At 63.7% G+C, this 16892-nt stretch carries 19 protein-coding genes; 14 read left to right on the top strand and 5 right to left on the bottom strand.

The genetic code is table 11. The features are described 5' to 3' along the window. The first annotated feature begins 64 nt into the window (after positions 1 to 64). Complete coding sequence (locus M1D68_RS13735) at positions 65 to 442, top strand: hypothetical protein (protein WP_457967119.1); 378 nt, start codon at positions 65 to 67, stop codon at positions 440 to 442. Here M1D68_RS13735 and gstA read toward each other — a convergent pair whose 3' ends face one another. After that, a complete protein-coding gene (gene gstA / locus M1D68_RS13730; RefSeq protein WP_457967117.1) occupies positions 443 to 1054 on the bottom strand; it encodes a glutathione transferase GstA in 612 nt (203 codons plus the stop codon). It lies immediately after the preceding gene. A 114-nt stretch (positions 1055 to 1168) separates the two neighbouring features. Here gstA and M1D68_RS13725 point away from each other — a divergent pair, with 114 nt between their 5' ends. Further along, a complete protein-coding gene (locus tag M1D68_RS13725; RefSeq protein WP_457967115.1) occupies positions 1169 to 2092 on the top strand; it encodes a transcriptional regulator GcvA in 924 nt (307 codons plus the stop codon). A gap of 9 nt (positions 2093 to 2101) precedes the next feature. Here the strand turns inward: M1D68_RS13725 and M1D68_RS13720 are convergent, their stop codons facing one another. Beyond that, positions 2102 to 2410 carry a hypothetical protein gene (locus M1D68_RS13720; RefSeq protein ID WP_434559139.1) on the bottom strand — a complete coding sequence of 103 codons (309 nt, stop codon included), beginning with the start codon at positions 2408 to 2410 and terminating at the stop codon, positions 2102 to 2104. A gap of 160 nt (positions 2411 to 2570) precedes the next feature. Between M1D68_RS13720 and M1D68_RS13715 the strand changes: the two genes are divergently transcribed. From M1D68_RS13715 to M1D68_RS13705, 3 genes are read left to right on the top strand one after another with little or no spacing between them, the layout of a single operon-like run. Further along, complete coding sequence (locus M1D68_RS13715; RefSeq protein ID WP_457967113.1) at positions 2571 to 3299, top strand: STN domain-containing protein; 729 nt, start codon at positions 2571 to 2573, stop codon at positions 3297 to 3299. Further along, positions 3296 to 3841, top strand: coding sequence for an RNA polymerase sigma factor (locus M1D68_RS13710; protein WP_420763744.1), 546 nt, complete (start codon positions 3296 to 3298; stop codon positions 3839 to 3841). The genes M1D68_RS13715 and M1D68_RS13710 overlap by 4 nt, the downstream gene beginning before the upstream one ends. A 54-nt stretch (positions 3842 to 3895) precedes the next feature. Beyond that, the gene (locus M1D68_RS13705; RefSeq protein WP_457967110.1) at positions 3896 to 4852 is read left to right on the top strand and encodes a FecR family protein; all 957 of its coding nucleotides are present in this window, start codon (positions 3896 to 3898) and stop codon (positions 4850 to 4852) included. A gap of 22 nt (positions 4853 to 4874) precedes the next feature. On the opposite strand, the gene M1D68_RS13700 is transcribed toward M1D68_RS13705, so the two are convergent. Both M1D68_RS13700 and gspH read right to left on the bottom strand, forming a co-directional pair. After that, positions 4875 to 5486, bottom strand: a complete 612-nt coding sequence (locus M1D68_RS13700) for a prepilin-type N-terminal cleavage/methylation domain-containing protein (RefSeq protein ID WP_434606009.1) — start codon at positions 5484 to 5486, stop codon at positions 4875 to 4877. Further along, a complete protein-coding gene (gene gspH / locus M1D68_RS13695) occupies positions 5486 to 5944 on the bottom strand; it encodes a type II secretion system minor pseudopilin GspH (RefSeq protein ID WP_457967108.1) in 459 nt (152 codons plus the stop codon). Before gspH ends, M1D68_RS13700 begins: the two co-directional genes overlap by 1 nt. A gap of 92 nt (positions 5945 to 6036) precedes the next feature. On the opposite strand from gspH, the gene M1D68_RS13690 reads away from it, so the two are divergent. Beyond that, positions 6037 to 6465: a type II secretion system protein N gene (locus M1D68_RS13690; RefSeq protein ID WP_420763748.1), complete on the top strand. Its 429-nt coding sequence runs from the start codon at positions 6037 to 6039 to the stop codon at positions 6463 to 6465. Position 6466: 1 nt separating this feature from the next. Here the strand turns inward: M1D68_RS13690 and gspI are convergent, their stop codons facing one another. Next, positions 6467 to 6847, bottom strand: a complete 381-nt coding sequence (gspI, locus tag M1D68_RS13685) for a type II secretion system minor pseudopilin GspI (protein WP_457967106.1) — start codon at positions 6845 to 6847, stop codon at positions 6467 to 6469. 173 nt (positions 6848 to 7020) lie between these two features. Here gspI and gspG point away from each other — a divergent pair, with 173 nt between their 5' ends. From gspG to M1D68_RS13645, 8 genes are all read left to right on the top strand, one after another. Beyond that, positions 7021 to 7470, top strand: a complete 450-nt coding sequence (gene gspG / locus M1D68_RS13680) for a type II secretion system major pseudopilin GspG (protein ID WP_249874554.1) — start codon at positions 7021 to 7023, stop codon at positions 7468 to 7470. Beyond that, positions 7458 to 8441, top strand: a complete 984-nt coding sequence (gene gspK, locus M1D68_RS13675) for a type II secretion system minor pseudopilin GspK (RefSeq protein ID WP_457970721.1) — start codon at positions 7458 to 7460, stop codon at positions 8439 to 8441. Before gspG ends, gspK begins: the two co-directional genes overlap by 13 nt. Continuing rightward, positions 8438 to 9601 carry a type II secretion system protein GspL gene (gspL, locus tag M1D68_RS13670; protein WP_457967104.1) on the top strand — a complete coding sequence of 388 codons (1164 nt, stop codon included), beginning with the start codon at positions 8438 to 8440 and terminating at the stop codon, positions 9599 to 9601. Before gspK ends, gspL begins: the two co-directional genes overlap by 4 nt. Beyond that, positions 9594 to 10148 (top strand): type II secretion system protein GspM, encoded by a 555-nt coding sequence (gene gspM, locus M1D68_RS13665; RefSeq protein ID WP_434606001.1) that lies wholly within the window; start codon positions 9594 to 9596, stop codon positions 10146 to 10148. The genes gspL and gspM overlap by 8 nt, the downstream gene beginning before the upstream one ends. Continuing rightward, positions 10145 to 12517, top strand: coding sequence for a type II secretion system secretin GspD (gspD, locus tag M1D68_RS13660; RefSeq protein ID WP_457967101.1), 2373 nt, complete (start codon positions 10145 to 10147; stop codon positions 12515 to 12517). The genes gspM and gspD overlap by 4 nt, the downstream gene beginning before the upstream one ends. After that, the gene (gspE, locus tag M1D68_RS13655; RefSeq protein WP_457967099.1) at positions 12514 to 13956 is read left to right on the top strand and encodes a type II secretion system ATPase GspE; all 1443 of its coding nucleotides are present in this window, start codon (positions 12514 to 12516) and stop codon (positions 13954 to 13956) included. Before gspD ends, gspE begins: the two co-directional genes overlap by 4 nt. After that, entirely contained in the window at positions 13956 to 15167 is a 1212-nt protein-coding gene (gspF, locus tag M1D68_RS13650; protein ID WP_457967097.1) for a type II secretion system inner membrane protein GspF, read from the top strand. Before gspE ends, gspF begins: the two co-directional genes overlap by 1 nt. 340 nt (positions 15168 to 15507) lie before the next feature. Then, positions 15508 to 16740 carry a substrate-binding domain-containing protein gene (locus tag M1D68_RS13645; protein WP_420763755.1) on the top strand — a complete coding sequence of 411 codons (1233 nt, stop codon included), beginning with the start codon at positions 15508 to 15510 and terminating at the stop codon, positions 16738 to 16740. Positions 16741 to 16892: the final 152 nt, after the last annotated feature.

Below are 16892 nucleotides of genomic sequence, written 5' to 3'. Positions count from 1 at the left end.
GAGCCTTGCGTACGTGGGTGTGAGAGGATGCCGTACGCGACGTCGCCGCCTACAAAGGATCGAAATGAACCTGCCCCCTGCCCATGCCGTGCCATTCATCCTGATGCTCTCAGCCTTGTGCGTCCCGGTGCACGCCGCGACGTGGCAGATCTGCGACATGCAATTGCGGGTCACTGAAGTGGTCAAGCAGCCGTTCCCTGGTCTCCGAGCCCAGGTTCTGAAAACCAGCCCGGCCTCGCCCAAGGTGGAATGCCCAGAAGTCGGCGCAGTGATCAGCTTCATCCCGGAAACCGCTGACTATCAGTCAACGCTTGCGCGGCGAAAATGGCCCGCAAAAGGCCAGGCGATTCGGATCAAATACCGTTACCTGGACGGCATCTGCAAGGGCGACGGCAACGAGCATCCTTGTCGGATCGAGCATTATCCGTTCGTGGCTCAATGATCAGCCTCGGCCGGCGTTCGCCTCGGCTTCGATCGCGGCCATGACGCTGGGTCGCGTCTCGATCCGAGCCATATACGACGCCAGCGCCGGCCAATCATTGATACCGATGGCGAAAAACGGCAGCCATTTGAGCACCGAGAACAGATACGCATCGGCGAGGCCGAAATCCCCCTGCAAATAGTTGCGGTGTTCAAGGGCACCGGCCAAGTGATGGAGACGCTTGAACAGCTTTTGCTTGAAGATGGCCTTGGTGGTTTCCGGGATCTCGTCGTTGAACAGCGGGGCACAGCCGCCATGGATTTCAGAGCTGATGAAATTGAGCCATTCCTGCAACCGCACCCGTCCCCAGGTGCCATTGGCCGGCGTCAAGTGATTGCCCGGAACCTGATCGACGAGGTACTGGACGATGGCGGGGCCTTCGGTGAGCACTTCGCCGTTATCCAGCATCAACGCCGCGACGTAACCCTTGGGATTGATGGCGAGGAAATCCCGCCCGTCGGCGGTTCGCTTGGTCTTGTTGTCGACGCGTACCAGCTCGAAGGCAATGTCCAGCTCTCGCAGCACAATGTGCGGGGACAATGAACAGGTCATGGGCGCGAAATACAATTTCATGGGATTTTCCTGATGGCGTTGAGTGCCGCTGAGGATCGGCGCCAACGGGAAGATTTTCAAAGGACATATCGGGTGCTAGGGTATGACAAAACCTCATGAGTGCCGTTGACCGTCATGGCTGCCAGAATCCCCTCTCTCAATGGCCTGAAGGCATTCGAATCGGCTGCCCGTCACATGAGCTTTACCCAGGCCGCCCTTGAGTTGAATGTCACCCAAACGGCGATCAGTCATCAGATCCGGCGGCTGGAGGGGGAATTGGGGGTGCGCCTGTTCTTGCGGCTCAAGGACGGCCTGGCGTTGACCGATGAAGGTCGTGCCTATTTTCCAGGCGTTCGTTCGGCATTCCATGAGTTGCGTCATAGCACGGAAACCTTGTTGGATTCGGTCCATAACAGTGCGCTGACGGTGAGTACCCTGGTGTCATTCGCATCCAAATGGCTGCTGCCTCGCTTGGCCTCGTTCCAGGAGGCCCATCCCAACATCGATGTACGTGTCTCGGCCTCCACCGATATGGTGGATTTTCGCAAGGGTGGCACCGACGCGGCCATTCGTTACGGCACCGGCGATTGGAAGGGCTTGCGCGCTGACTGGCTGATGTCCGATGAGGTTTTTCCGGTGTGCAGTCCGAAATTGCTGGCGGGGCCCAATGCCCTGAAGGCGCCCGGCGATCTGACCCATCACACCCTGTTGCAGGTCAGTGGTATGACGCGGGACGATTGGAGCCTCTGGCTGGGGGCCGCCGGGCAACCGAGCGCCCTGGCCGAAGGCTCACGGTTGACCTTCGACCTGGCGATGATGGCCGTGCAGGCAGCCATCGACGGCTTGGGTATTTGCATCGGCCGCTCGACCTACGTCGACGACGATCTGAAGGCAGGTCGACTGGTCGCGCCATTTGCCCTGAGGTTGAAGTCCGATCTCGGTTTCTATCTGGTGACACCCGTCGAGACAGCCCACTCGAAAAAGGTCGAGGCGTTCAGGGCCTGGTTGATCGATTCGACCAGGGAGGCAAACACACCGGGTATGCGGTCGTTGGATTAAGCCTCCAGGTCACTGCGGTGGGCGTTGCGGCAACGCCGAGTGGCCGAAGGTATTGCCCATGCGAATCCGCGTGGCCGACTGGTTGTACAGACCCAGCCTGTTCGGCGCTCGCTGCTCTATCGGCACGTTCAACGCTTCCTGGTTCTTGCGCGCTGCCGGCGTACCCTTCGGGTTGGCCATCTGTTCGCTCAGGCATTCGTAGGACAGCGCCTTGTACCCGTTCACCTCGACATTGATGCATCCCTCATTCGCCGGCTCGGCGGCTTGGGCCCACAAGGGAAGGGCAGCAAGCAGCAGCGCGAATACACGACAGTCCATGGCGGAGCTCCTTTCTAACGGTAGAAGCCTGAATCTACCTCGTATTGGAGCGAGGTATGACGATGTTTTTTTTGCAGCGCTCGTCACACAAACGACATGTACACGTCTCATGATGCGCCAACGCAGGGCGTCGACACGCCGTTCGGGCCGGAAGATGTCTATGTCAAGAGAAGCGCTGAGCAGGTGCTGCCTCGCGCCCACGGTACTGTTCTTGTTGCTCCATGCATTGATGCCGCAACGCGACGCGTGGTCTGCCACGCCTGCGCCCGTCGAGGTGGACGATCGGCTGGCGCGTTTTGTCGAGTTTGCGATACCCGCCCAGGAAATGACCGTTGCCCTGGAGCTGTACAGCAGGGCCAGCGGGGTGGCGATCCTGGTGGACCGTCAACTGGCACATGGGCGACGGTCGACCGCGGTGCACGGACGCTTGAATGCCCGCCAGGCGTTGGAGCAATTGCTGGCCGGTAGCGGCTTGGCGGCGCTCTACACCGGCGCAGACGCTTTCACCGTGAAAGAGGCAAAGCTGACCCTCCGCGCCGATGCGTCTTCGCGCAACGGTGGTCCTACAGTGCGCGAGGACAATTTTGCCCGTGCATTGCAGGTCGCGTTGGAGCAGGCGCTTTGCCGGTCAACGGTGACTCGCCCGGGCCATTATCGAGCAGCGTTACAGCTGTGGGTGGGGGCATCGGGCGAGGTGCGGCGCAGTCGCTTGCTGGCCTCCACCGGTGACGCCCGGCGCGATGCGGCGATTATCGAGGGGCTGGGCACATTGGACATCGGCCGGGTTCCGCCGTCCTCGTTGCCGCAGCCGGTGACGGTGCTGGTGGTGCCAGGCGCCGCTTCGGCCGGCACGGAATGCAACCCATGGGAAGGAGCGGTAGAGCCATGAAGGAAAAGGAGCAGAGCACCATGCTCAAGGTGTTCCTGGCTTCCTATGATGTGTTTCGCGCACGCTTGCGTCGGCGTCTGGGCTCCGATGACCTGGCCAACGACGTACTGCACGAAACCTATCTTCGGGTAGACCGCATGGAACAGCCGGTGGACGTGCAGAAGCCTGGCGCCTACCTGTTCCGCATGGCCCTGAACATCGCGGCTGACCGTCGTGCGCAGGATGCACGCTTGCTCACCGGCACTGAAATCGAAGAACTGATGCAAACCGCCGACGAACATCAGGACCCGGCGGTGATCGTCGGTGGCCAGATTGAAATTCGCGCGCTGATGCAGGCGCTGACCGAGCTTGCGCCCCGGCGCCGGCAAATATTGATGGCGTCGCGCATGGAGCAAACACCGCATCAGGAGATCGCCCAGCGATTCGGCATCTCCACCCGGATGGTTGAGAAGGAACTCAAGGCTGCGCTGCAATACTGTGCCGATCGCCTGGAAAGAAAAGTGATTCAGCGGTTCGGTCCCGGCGCGGGAAAACAGTCTTAGGTGATAAGGCGCTTGTCGCGCATACCTTCTTGAGTCATTTCACGTTTGAAAAACATGTCTATAAGCGCATCTGAATCGGCCACTGCCACGGCTAACCAGCTCCGGGAAGAAGCGTTCCATTGGCTGGTGCGCTTGACTTCAGGGCACGCCACCCACGCCGACGCCGAGGCTTTTCGGCGCTGGAGTGCGCAAAGTTCCGAGCACGCCCGGGCCTTTTTCCTGGCCCGCCAGTTGTGGCAGGCCATGGCGCCCGCCGAGCAAAAGCTCCAGCAGGAGCAGGCGGCAGAGGTCGTCAACCACCCGCGGCGTTTCGGGCGCCGAGCGTTTCTCGGCGGCGCGATTGCCGCGTCGGTTGCGGTGCTGGTCGCGCGCCCGTCGCTGCTGGACGGCTGGCCCATGGGCGCGGATTTTCATACCGGTGTCGGCGAGCAACGCCGCGTCGACCTGACCCAGGGCGTGGTGCTTGAGCTCAATACCCAGACGCGCATCAGCCAGCGCAGCGAGGCCCCTGGTGACGCCGCCATCGAAGTACTCAGCGGTGAACTGGAAATCCAGGCCAGCACGGCGTTGCGTGTGCTTGCCGGCAATGGCGAGTTGTTCGCCGATGGGGCGCGGTTCAATGTGCGGGCCACCGAGGGTAGCGTGTGCGTAACGTGCCTGGAGGGCCGCTTGCAACTGAAGCATCAGGGGCGGCGCGTGAGCTTGGAGCAGGGCCGACAATTGACCTATACCGCGCAGCGACAAGGCCAACCCACCCCCTTCGATACCCAGCAAGTCATGGCTTGGCGTCAACAGTTGCTGGTGTTCAACGATGCCCCCTTGGCGAGCGTGATCGATGAGATCAACCGCTACCGTCCCGGCATGATCGTACTGATGAACGCTGAGCTCGGGCGGCGCAAGGTTCAGGCGCGCTTCAGCCTGGCGCAACTGGCGAATGTCGCCGTACTGATTCGCGATGCCTACGGCGCGACCATTACCGAGCTACCGGGCGGTGTCGTGCTGGTCAGCTAGGCGTTTTCATTCCAGTGGGCTGCTATTGAAGCGGTGCCAGCACCTGGCGGTAGCGCTCGGTGCCGTATGCCGTGCGGCGGCTGAAGCTGATTTCCACACCCGCCGGATTTTCCTCCTTGCTGCCAGTCAGATGGCTCCAGCCCCGGTCGGTGCGCCATACCCGCACATCAACGCGCTCAAGCTCACTCAACACCGCGACACGCTCCTTGGGCGCCGGTAGGGGATAGCGTGACCGCGCGACGCCCGAGGCACGGAAAAGCGTGCCGCTTTCAATCCACCACCTCACCCGTTGCATCTTGCCGTCCTGGTCCGCCGCGGCACGTATCAATTCCAACTGCAAAGGGTCGCTGTCGCTGCTGCGAATACTGATCGCAGCGGGCACCGGGGGGCGGCTGGCCGAGGGTTCGTCGGGTGGAGGCGGTTCGGCCAGTTCAGTGGTGGCGCGCAGGGCGAAGTCACGCTGCAGTTGGTTGAGTGCGCGCATCAGTTGCGCGTGCTGTTCGGCGCTGTCCTGCAAGTGGGCGTCGGCGCGGGTCACACCGTCGAGCCCGCGCCAGGCGATCAGGCTGACAATTGTCATCAGCAGGATGGCGACCATCACTTCAATCAGCGTGAAGCCGTTTTGCCGGACCATCAATGCACCTCGATGCGGCCAGCCGCGGTGCGCCTCACCGATACGCTGGCCTGGTTGCTGGACAGAATGACGTGCAGGGGCGCGGCAATCCATTCGGCATCGAGCACCAGTGTTTTGCCTGGGTGGATGCGCACCTGCACCGGTCCCGCGCTCCAGTGCCTGGGGCGCAGTTGCGGGTCGTTGATGAACTCCCGGTCCTGCACGCCGACAGCGTCCAGCCGCACGAAACGGTAGCCCTGGCTGTCCGCGACCCAGGCAATGCGACGACCGTCGCTGCGCGCTTCGGCCTGGGCGGTTTCCAGCAGCAAGGCCAGGCGCTTGGCATCTTCGCGCAGGCCACTGGCAGCGTCGGCGTGGATATTCAAGCTGATGGCGGCGCTGGCGATGCCGATGATCACCAGCACGACCATCAATTCGATCAGCGTGAAGCCGCGTTGTCGGTGTCGCCATTCATTCATGGTCTCTACGCCTTTCGCTGGGGTGAATTTGCAATAAAACCGTGAGAAAGCGCTGGTAGCCTGAAGCACTGGACGTCACGGAGGATTCGCTCATGCGCCATTTCCATCGCCTTGATCCGGCCACGCTGGTCCAGGCTGTCGCCGTGTTGGCCAGCGTGGCGGGGCTTGTCACCTGGGGCTTCTTGCTCAACGATTCGGCGCCCGTGCAAGCCCAGGCCAATAGCGAACCCTTGCCGCCCTTGGCAGCCACTGGCCAAGCCGCGGCGCAATGGTTCGCCAGTTCCCCGCACAACCTGGAGATCAAGCTCAGCGGCCTACTGGCCGGGCCCCATGGCGCGGTGGCGATTCTCAGCATCGAGGACTCGCCGCCGCGGGCTTTTCGTGCGGGTGAGCCATTGGGCGAAGGCGTGCGCCTGAGAGGAATCGAGGCTGATGCCGTGGTCATCGAGCGGGCCGGCGTTGAGTCTCGCCTGTCGATGGCTCGTTTGCCGGTGCCGGTGGCGCTGCCGTCGTTGCGCTGATTCATGGCGGGGTGACAGGGCGGCTGAGCAGCGTTTCCAGGCGCGCCAGCGGCGGTCCGTCATGTTCACGTTCATGCACCAGCACTTTCACTCTCAGCAGGTCGCCACTGCGGGTTACCTGCTGCTCGCAGCTGAGTTTCAAGCGTCCTTGATCACAGCGTTGCATGGCGCTGCCCTTATCTGTGGTCCCGCGCAGACGCACTTCTGCAAGGCTGTTCTGGGCCGCCAACAGCGCCAACGAGCGATCACGCAGCAGCGCGTTGCTCTGGCTCATTTGCGCACTGGCGCGCACAGCCGCCGACATCGCCACCGCAACGATCAGCAGCGCCACCAATACCTCGATCAGGGTAAAGCCGCGTTGCCGGGGTGCCTGTCGGGTCATGGCAATGAGCATCGTCGGGGAAATGTGCTTCAGCCTAATGCCCGCGTTTGACGGATTGCTGACCAAAGCTCCTGAGGATTTTTTATACCAGTGACATATGCCGCTGGAACAATCCGCAGCGAATGGAAACCTCAACCAGCGCCAGAACACGGCGCCAGCCAAGGAGTGTCGAGATGGGTGTCGCATCGTCTGGCCGTCCCACACGTGGCCCTCGCCGGCAGCGAGGTTTTACCCTGATCGAGATCATGGTCGTGGTGGTCATTCTCGGCATCCTTGCCGCCATGGTCGTGCCGAAGGTGCTTGACCGCCCGGACCAGGCCAGGGCCACGGCGGCCCGCCAGGATGTTGCGGGCCTGATGCAGGCACTCAAGCTGTTCCGTCTCGACCAGGGTCGCTACCCGACCATGAATGAAGGGCTCAAGGCCCTGGCGGAAAAACCCGCCAACGCCACCAGCGGCAATTGGCGCGCGTATCTGGAACGGCTGCCCAAGGACCCTTGGGGCCGCGCCTACAACTACCTCAACCCGGGCACCAACGGTGAGGTCGATGTGTTTTCCCTCGGCGCCGATGGGCAGCCCGACGGCGAAGGTGTCAACGCTGATATCGGCTCCTGGCAGCTCTAGTCGTGAATCGCTCAGCCCAGCGTGGCATGGCGGTGATCAGCGCCTTGCTGGTGGCGACCGTGGTCGCGGTGATCGCCGCCGGCATGATCGCCCGACAGGTCCAGGTGACTCGCGGCGTGGAAAGCGAAAGCCAGCGGGTGCGGGGCGCCTGGCTGACCAATGGCGTATTGGAATGGACCCGCCAGGCGCTCTGGCAGCAACGCCTGCGCGAGCCCATGACGCGTTTGGACCAGGCGTGGGCGCAGCCCTTGCGTGGGGTGCGCCTGGGCACTGAAAACGGAGTGTTCGATGGCCATGTCAGCGATGAGCAAAGTAAATTCAACCTGCGCAACCTGATCCTCGACGGTCAACTCGACACACTGGAAGTCGCCGTATTCGAACGCCTGTGCGCCGAGCTGGGCGTGCCCGTGGCCCAGGGCAACCGTATCGTCCAACGCGTGGTGGAGGCCTACCCCAAGCGCTTGCGTCCACCGCCGCCAGTCTCCAGCGCGGCACCCGGGTTCGACAGCGGTCGCCTGACATCGCCGGACGCCGAGAGCCAGCCGCTGCCCGCCACCCGGCCGATGTTGCGCGGTCTCGATGACCTGGCCGGCCTGCCCGGGATCGACCTCGCGGCCCTTGAGCGCCTGCGCCCCTATGTCACGGTGCTGCCGGCGCTCACTTGGGTGAACGGCAATACCACCACGGCCCAGGTCTTGGCCGCACGAGTGCCCGGTATGAGCGTGGCCCAGGCACAGGCGGTGATTGCCGAGCGTGACCGTGGCCGGTGGTTCATCAATAGCGGGGATTTCCTCAACCGCTTGCGCGTGCCGCAGATGAGCACCGAGCAACTGCGCCTGGGCATCACCAGCGAGTGGTTTCTATTGCGCGGACAGGCCACGGTCGAACAGCGCCGATTCGGCGTCCAAGCGTTGTTTTATCGCAGCGAGCAGCGCAGGCCCCAGGTGGTCTGGTCGCGGGTGGGCGCATGAGCACCTTGCTACGGATAGCGCTGGCGCCGCTGGCCCAGTTGACGGCCGACAGCCCGTTGGACTTCGCCTGGCTCGATCGCAAGGGCGCGCTGGTCGAGCTGGGGCGGCAACCCCTGCGGGAGCTGAGCGGCGCGGCCCAAGGCAAAGCCCTGGAGCTCTGCTTGCATCCTCAAGACACGTTGCTCGCCTGCGTCGAGTTGCCGCCACTGCCACCGGCGCGCCTTGGCGATGCCGTGCGCTGTGCGGCAGACAACCTCCTGCTGGGCAGCGACGACACCGTGCACCTGGTGCATGGGCCTCGTGATGCGAGCGGCCAGGTTCAGCTGGCTTGGTTCGAGCGCGCGGCGCTGTCGGATCTTTCGCAACTGTTGCAGGGGCTCAGGTTGCAACCGCGCGGCGTGTACGCGGCGCCTTGTTTTCTGCCGCTGGCTGAGCCGGGCACGTGCACGGCGGCAAGCGTGGAAGGTCATTTGCTGGTCCGTGAGGATCGCCAGCGCGCATGGGTGCATCCAATGATGCAAGAAGGCGCCGAACAGTTGCGCGAAAGGACGGTGCGTTGGATCGGCGAAGGTGCGGAATCCGTCGATCCATGGCCGGACGAGCAACGCTGGATCGGTCCGGTCCCGGCGTGGAACTTACTGAGCGGGATCGAACAAAGCGTCCGGGGCAATCAGCGCTGGGGCCGCGCGGTCGGTTGTTGCACGGTGGCGGCGTTGATCTGGGCCCTGGGCCTCAACCTGTACGCGATGCGGTTGGCCGGCGAGGGCCAGGCAATCAAGGGGCAGATGACCAGCCGGGTCCAGCAGGCTTTTCCTGAACTGCCGGTGATTCTCAATCCCTTGCAGCAGGCTCGCCAGCAGCGCGATGCCCGGCGCAATGGCGCGCTGGCCGAGGGGCCGGTCAGCTTCGCTGCCCTGGTGCAGCAGGCGGCTGGGCAGTTGCCGTTCATGGCGGGCGCGGTCGACAAACTCGACTTCGATGGCAGCGAATTGCACCTGACCCCCCGCACGGCTGCCCGCAAGCCACCCGCCGATAGCAACTGGCAAACCAGCCTGGCGCAAGCGGGCATCGTGGCCGATCTCGCCAATGGGCGATGGACGCTGAAGCGTTTGCCAGCGCACGCCGCGGCAGCGCCCGTTGCGGGAGGCGCGGATGAATAGCCTTGCCCGTTACCGCGCCCGCTGGCAGGCGCAGCGAGCCAGCGCTCAGCAGTTCTGGCAACGCAGCAGTGCCCGGGATAAACGCATCCTGCGGGTCGCCGCGCTGGTGTTGCCCGTGGTGCTGCTGTGGTACGGCCTGATCCAGCCGCCACTGCAACGCATCGACCATTGGCAAGCCGAACTGCCGCGCCTGCGCTCCCAGGCGGCGGCCCTGGAGGGAGTGCTGGCCGAGGTTCAGGATGCCGGCGTGGTGTCCGGCGCGGTCACGCCACAGCTTGTGAAAGCGCGTTTGGATGACATCGGTCTGGCCGGCGCCTACGACCTGGAGCACCGCGTCGAGGCCGGCGCCGTGACCTGGCGGCTGACCCTCGACGACGCGCCCGCCGATGCCTTGTTGAACTGGTTACTGGACGACGCACCCAGGCTCGGCCTGCAGGTGCGCGACGCTCATTTGCAACGGGCAACCTCGCAAAGCACTGAGACGGCCGCGCGGATTTCCGGGGTCGTTGGCATGGAACAGGCGCCCGGCGCTAAGGAATCCTCATGAAGCGGTTTGGTCTGTATGCGTCAACAATTCCCTTGGCGCTGTTGCTCAGTGCCTGTAGTCAATTGGGCAGCGAGCAGGCGCAGCCCATTCCCGCTCAAAGTGAGCTGGGCCAGCCGCTGGCACAGACCGGCAGCGGTGACGCGTTGGCTGAGCGCCAGCGCGTGCAGGCACAGGCAGAGCAGCGACGTCAGGTCACGCGCAAGGCCCCGTCGCGCTCAAGCCTTCGGCCGCCCGCCGACAATGCCGGCCCGACCGGCAACGGGCTGGGCAACCAACCGGTGCAACTGAATTTCGTCGAGGCGGATATACCTGCCGTGGTGCGTGCGCTGTCACGCGCCACCGGTCGCCAGTTCCTGGTGGACCCACGTGTCAAAGGCCAACTGACCCTGGTGTCCGAAGGCGAAGTGCCGGCCCGCACGGCCTATGACATGCTGCTCGCGGCCCTGCGCATGCAGGGTTTTGCCGTGGTCGAAGTGCAAGGCGTCAGCCAGGTGGTACCGGAAGCCGACGCCAAGTTGTTGGGCGGACCGGTGGGGGACGCCGATCGTGCGGCAGGCAACGGCATGATCACCCGGACCTTTCGCTTGCAATACGAAAACGCCGTCAACCTGATTCCGGCACTGCGGCCCATCATATCGGCCAACAATCCCATCAATGCCTACCCTGGCAATAACACGGTGGTGGTCACCGACTATGCGGAAAACCTCGATCGGGTGGCGCAGATCATCGCCAACGTCGACATACCCGGCGCCATCGACACGGATGTAGTCCCCGTGCAGAACGGCATTGCCGTCGACATTGCGACGATGGTGTCGGAGTTGCTCGACGCGCAGGGCGCCGATGCGACGCAAAAGGTGTCGGTGATTGGCGACCCTCGATCCAACAGCATCATCCTGCGCACCGGCAGCCCCGAACGCACCGAGCTGGCCAGGCAACTGATCTACAAGCTCGACAATGCCCAGAACAACCCGAGCAATCTCCACGTGGTGTACCTGCGCAACGCCCAGGCCAATAAGCTGGCGCAAGCTTTGCGCGGCTTGCTCACGGGTGAAGGGGAAATGGCCGGTGCGTCCACCGACAGCGCACGGAGCCTGTTGAACGGCGGTGGCCTGGGTGGCCCGGCGGGCAGCAGTACGACCAGCAACGGCAGTCATTCGTCGAGTACTACCGGCAGCAGTTCGCAAGCCAACAATGGGCAGAATGCAGGCCTGCAAATGTCGAGCGGCCAGGGCAGCCATCAGGCAGGCGAAGGCGCAGTGGCGTTTTCCGCCAACGGCGTCACCGTGCAGGCCGATACCACCACCAACACGTTGCTGATTTCCGCGCCCGACCCGCTGTATCGAAACCTGCGTGAAGTCATCGATCTGCTCGACCAGCGCCGCGCTCAGGTGGTGATCGAAAGCCTGATCGTCGAGGTCAGTGAAGACGATGCGAGTGCGTTCGGCATTCAGTGGCAAGCCGGCAACCTGGCGGGCAACGGCTGGATCGGTGGCGCCAACCTGGGCGGTGCCGGCATCAATACCTCGGCCAAGAACAGCATTGATGCGTTGCCCGGTGGCTTGAGCATTGGCAAGGTCTCGGGCACGGTGAATATTCCCGGCATCGGTCAGGTGCTGGATCTGAAAGTGTTGGCCCGCGCCCTGAAAAGCAAGGGCGGAACCAATGTGTTGTCCACGCCCAACCTGCTGACGCTGGACAACGAAGCGGCGAGCATTTTCGTGGGCCAGACCATCCCCTTCGTCACCGGCAACTACGTGACCAACGGCGGCGGCAACAGCAACAACCCGTTCCAGACCATCGAGCGCGAGGAAGTCGGGCTGCGCCTGAACGTGCGCCCGCAGATTTCCGAGGGTGGCACGGTCAAGCTGGACATCTACCAGGAAGTCAGCAGCGTGGACCCGCGCGCCTCCAGCGACGCCGGCACGGTGACCAACAAGCGCGCCATCGACACCAGCATCCTGCTCGACGACGGACAGATCATGGTGTTGGGCGGCCTGCTGCAAGACGGTTTTACCGAAAGCACCGACGCGATTCCGGGGCTGGGCAGCATCCCGGGCATTGGCGCGCTGTTTCGCAGCGACAGTCGTTCGCGGACCAAGACCAACCTGATGGTCTTCCTGCGGCCGTACATCATTCGCGACAGTAACGTCGGCCGCAGCATTACCCTCAATCGCTACGATTTTATCCGTCGTGCCCAAGGCAATCTGCAGCCAGCGCACAAATGGCCGCTCACGGATATGCAGGCGCCGCAGTTGCCGCCGGCCGCCCAGGCGATGCCGCTCAATCCGTCACCCCGTCAGCCGATACCGCTCAATCAGCCACCCCGAGCGATGCGCGCCGTGCCGCTGGAACCAGGTGGGCAGCCATGAGCCCCTCCCTGCAAACCGGTGCGGGCGCGTTGCCCTATGCGTGGGCCAAGGCGCAGCGGCTCCTCCTCAAGGCCGGTGAGGAGGGCAACGTGATGCTGGTCAGTGCCGCGACGCCGGGCTGGGCCATCAACGAGGTACGCCGGCGTTATGGTCCCGCTGCGTTGCAACGGATACGCGACGAAGAGCTCGAAGCGCTGTTGACCAGCGCTTATGCCGACACCGGCAGCGCCGCGGCGATCGTTGGCGCGGCGGAAAACGAAGTCGACCTCGACCGCCTCATGCAGGACATCCCGGAAGTCACCGACTTGCTGGACAGTGAGGGTGGCGCGCCAGTCATCCGCATGATCAACGCATTGCTGACCCAGGCCGCGCGGGATGAGGCCAGCGATATTCATATCGAACCGTTCGAAAGCCATTCCGTGGTGCGTTATCGCGTTGATGGGGGCCTGCGCGATGTGGTCGCGCCGCGCAAGGCCCTGCACGCGGCGCTGGTGTCGCGGATCAAGATCATGGCGCAGTTGGACATCGCCGAAAAGCGCTTGCCCCAGGACGGCCGCATCGCCCTGCGTGTTGCCGGACGGCCCATTGATGTGCGGGTGTCCACCGTGCCCACCGGCCACGGCGAGCGGGTGGTGATGCGCCTGCTGGACAAACAGGCCGGGCGCCTGCAATTGGAAACCCTGGGCATGGCGCCCGCGGTGCTGAGCCAACTGGATCAACTGATCCGCCAACCCCACGGCATCGTGCTGGTCACCGGCCCCACCGGCAGCGGCAAGACCACCACGCTGTATGCCGCCCTGGCCCGCCTGGATGCCAGCACCAGCAATATCCTCACCGTCGAGGACCCCGTGGAATATGACCTGCCGGGCATCAGCCAGATCCAGGTCAACACGCGGATTGACATGAGCTTCGGCCTGGCCTTGCGCGCGATCCTGCGCCAGGACCCGGACGTCATCATGATCGGTGAAATCCGCGATCAGGAGACCGCGCAGATCGCCGTCCAGGCGTCGCTGACCGGGCACCTGGTGCTGGCGACGTTGCATACCAACGACGCGGTGTCGGCGGTGACGCGGCTGACCGACATCGGTGTCGAGCCGTTCCTGTTGGCGTCGTCATTGCTCGGCGTCCTGGCGCAACGCCTGGTGCGTCGCCTGTGTCCGGCATGCAAGCAACCTGACGAAGCCGCGCCGGGCCAATGGCGTCCCCATGGCTGCCCGCGCTGCAACCACACCGGCTACAGCGGGCGTACCGGCATCCACGAACTCTTCGTGGTGGACGATGAGGTGCGGCGGTTGATCCATCAGGGTGAAGGCGAGCAGGCGTTGCGCACCTGTGCGCGACAGGCCGGCATGTTGAGCATGCGCGAGGACGGCGAGCGATGGGTGAGCAGCGGCTCCACCGCCCGCGAGGAAATCCTGCGCGTGACCCGGGACGCCTGATGAACCGCTACCGTTTCGAGGCCGCCGATGCCTCGGGGAACATCGAGCAAGGCGTGCTTGAGGCCGATAGCCAGCGCAGTGCCATGGGCGAACTGCGCGGCCGTGGACTGACGCCGTTGCGCATCGACGAGCAGTTGCACGTCGGCAGCGCCGGTGCCTCGGGCCTGTTCAGCGCAAAATTGTCGGACAGCGACCTGGCCTGGGCTGCCCGTCAATTGGCGAGCCTGTTGGGCGCCAGTCTGCCCCTGGAAGCGGCCCTGTCGGCCACCGTCGACCAGGCCGAGAAACGCCACATCGCCGACACCCTCGGCGCGGTGCGCGGCGATGTGCGCAACGGCATGCGCCTGGCCGATGCGCTGGCCGCGCGACCACGGGATTTTCCCGAGATCTACCGGGCGATGATCGCAGCGGGGGAGGAGTCTGGCGATCTCGCCCAGGTGATGGAGCGCCTGGCCGACTACATCGAAGAGCGCAACAACCTGCGGGGCAAGATCCTCACGGCCTTCATCTACCCAGCGGTGGTGGGCGTGGTGTCCATCGTCATCGTCATTTTCCTGCTGGGTTTCGTGGTGCCGCAGGTGGTCAGCGCTTTTTCCCAGGCGCGCCAGGACTTGCCCACCCTGACCCGGGTGATGTTGCAGGCCAGCGACTTCCTGCGCGCCTGGGGTTGGGCCTGTTTCGCCGGGCTGGCCGGTTGCTGGTGGGGGTGGCGCCGCTATTTGCGTAACGCCGAGGCACGCCTGGCCTGGCATAGCCGGGTGTTGCGGCTTCCGCTGATCGGCCGCTTCGTGCTTGGGGTGAACACGGCGCGTTTCGCCTCGACCTTGGCGATTCTCGGCAGCGCCGGCGTGCCGCTGTTGCGCGCCCTGAACGCCGCTGGGCAGACGCTGGCCAACGATCGCCTGGCTCATTGCGTTGCTGATGCGACGCTGCGGGTACGCGAAGGCGTGGGCCTGGCCAATGCGCTGCGAGTCGGCAAGGTGTTCCCGCCGATCCTGATCCATCTGATCGCCAGTGGCGAAAAAACCGGTAATTTGCCGCCCATGCTCGAACGCGCCGCGCAAACCCTGTCCCGCGACATCGAACGGCGGGCCATGGGCATGACGGCGCTCCTGGAGCCGCTGATGATCGTGATCATGGGCGCGGTGGTGCTGACCATCGTCATGGCCGTGTTGCTACCGATCATCGAGATCAATCAGCTGGTGCAATGACACCTGCGTAATCCCACACCAGAGCGCCACTCGGGTTCATCGGTCCGACATATACGGCGCGCCAGGCTACGGCGCACAGGGCAGGGCATACCATAGGAATTTCGCTCATGCTGCGAAAGCTGGGCGAAATGTCAGTAAGGTGTCGGTAACTCCCGAGAATATTTAGGAAAAACAACACCGAACACCCGAGATTTTTTCCTTTCTCTGTCACCGGAAGTTGAGAGCTTCTACGCCGTGGCCACCCCTTTAAAAGAGCGCTGGAAACCTGCTCGGGGCAGCGGTCGCGATGAGAAGCACAAGCGAACTACCAACGTCCAGACACGATGAAAGGAGATTCTTCATGTTCAAGCGCAACGTTCTTGCTGTTTCCATGGCCGTCGCCGGCCTTTGCTCCGCCCAGGCCATGGCCGCTGTCGTCGGTGGCGGTGCCACTCTGCCGCAGAACCTGTACGGCGTGCCTCCAACCGGTGGCGTCGCTGCTCCCGTCGGCATCCTCAACGGCCCTGCGCCACAACCGGCCTTCGCCAACTACGTGGGCGTGGGCAGCGGCGGCGGCAAGACTGCTTTCCTGACCAACAACTCGGACGTGCTGGTCTGGAACCTCGACGGCAACTCGGCAACTGCCCTGGAAAAGGTCTACGTTCCGGCCGTGACCGTTGACTACGCCGGCAGCGATTCGATCCTGTCCAGCGCTGAACTGACCACCTATCGCGCCGCTCACCAGTCGCCAGCCGTGCCGACCGGCAACGCCGCCAACTGGGGTCCGATCATTCAGATCCCTGCCGAAGCCACTTCGGTCACCGTTCCATACAAACTCACGTTGGCCAACGGCACCGCCGTCAACAACCTGAACCTGACCAGCGCCCAGCTGTGCGACATTTTCTCTGGCACTGTCACCACCTGGAACCAGGTCAACAGCACCTACCCCAGCACCCCGATCAAGGTCTACTACCGTGCTGGCAGCAGCGGCACCAGTGAGATCTTCACCCGTCACCTGAACAGCCAGTGCCCGACCAAGTTCACCACCAACGGCACCTTCACCACGGCTGTCGGCACCGTTCCGGCGAACTCCACTGCCGTGACCGGCAGCACCGCGATGGCCAGCACCGTGCTTTCCACCGAAGGCGCCATCGGCTACGTCGGTCCGGAAGACGTCAACGCCAGCAGCAACGCCGTGGTCGCTCGCGTCAACGGCAACCTGCCCACCGTCGGCAACGTGACGACCGCCCTGAGCACCATCGCTCCGCCAGCCGCTGCTGATCGTGGCCTGCCGGAAAACTGGGCCAAGGTCCTGCCTAACCCGGCGACGGGCTACAGCATCGTTGGCTACACCTTCCTGGTGTTCAACCAGTGCTACAAAGACAGCACCGATACCGCGGCTGTACGTGACTTCATCGGTCGCCACTACACCCTGTCCGACGCAAACAACAACGACGATGAAATCATCGCCGCCAAGCTGATCCCGATCACCGACACCTGGAAAACTGCCATTCGCAGCACCTTCTGGACCGCCAGCAACTCGCTGTCGGTGGGTAACGCCACCGCCTGCAACGGCATTGGTCGTCCGCAATAAGCCCTGATCAGGGTTCGCTCCATGAACCGGCAACAGCCTCGCGCTGTTGCCGGTTTTTCGTTTCAAGCAACCGCCCGGCAGATGAACATTGCATGACAAAAGTTCGGTCGCGATGGCGTCAACCTGCCTTGGGATTAGTCATTTGCGCGCCT

It is taken from the genome of Pseudomonas sp. R4-84 (assembly GCF_054130985.1).
The sequence above is the reverse complement of the archived record's forward strand: the minus strand, read 5'-3'. Positions and strand labels throughout refer to the sequence as shown.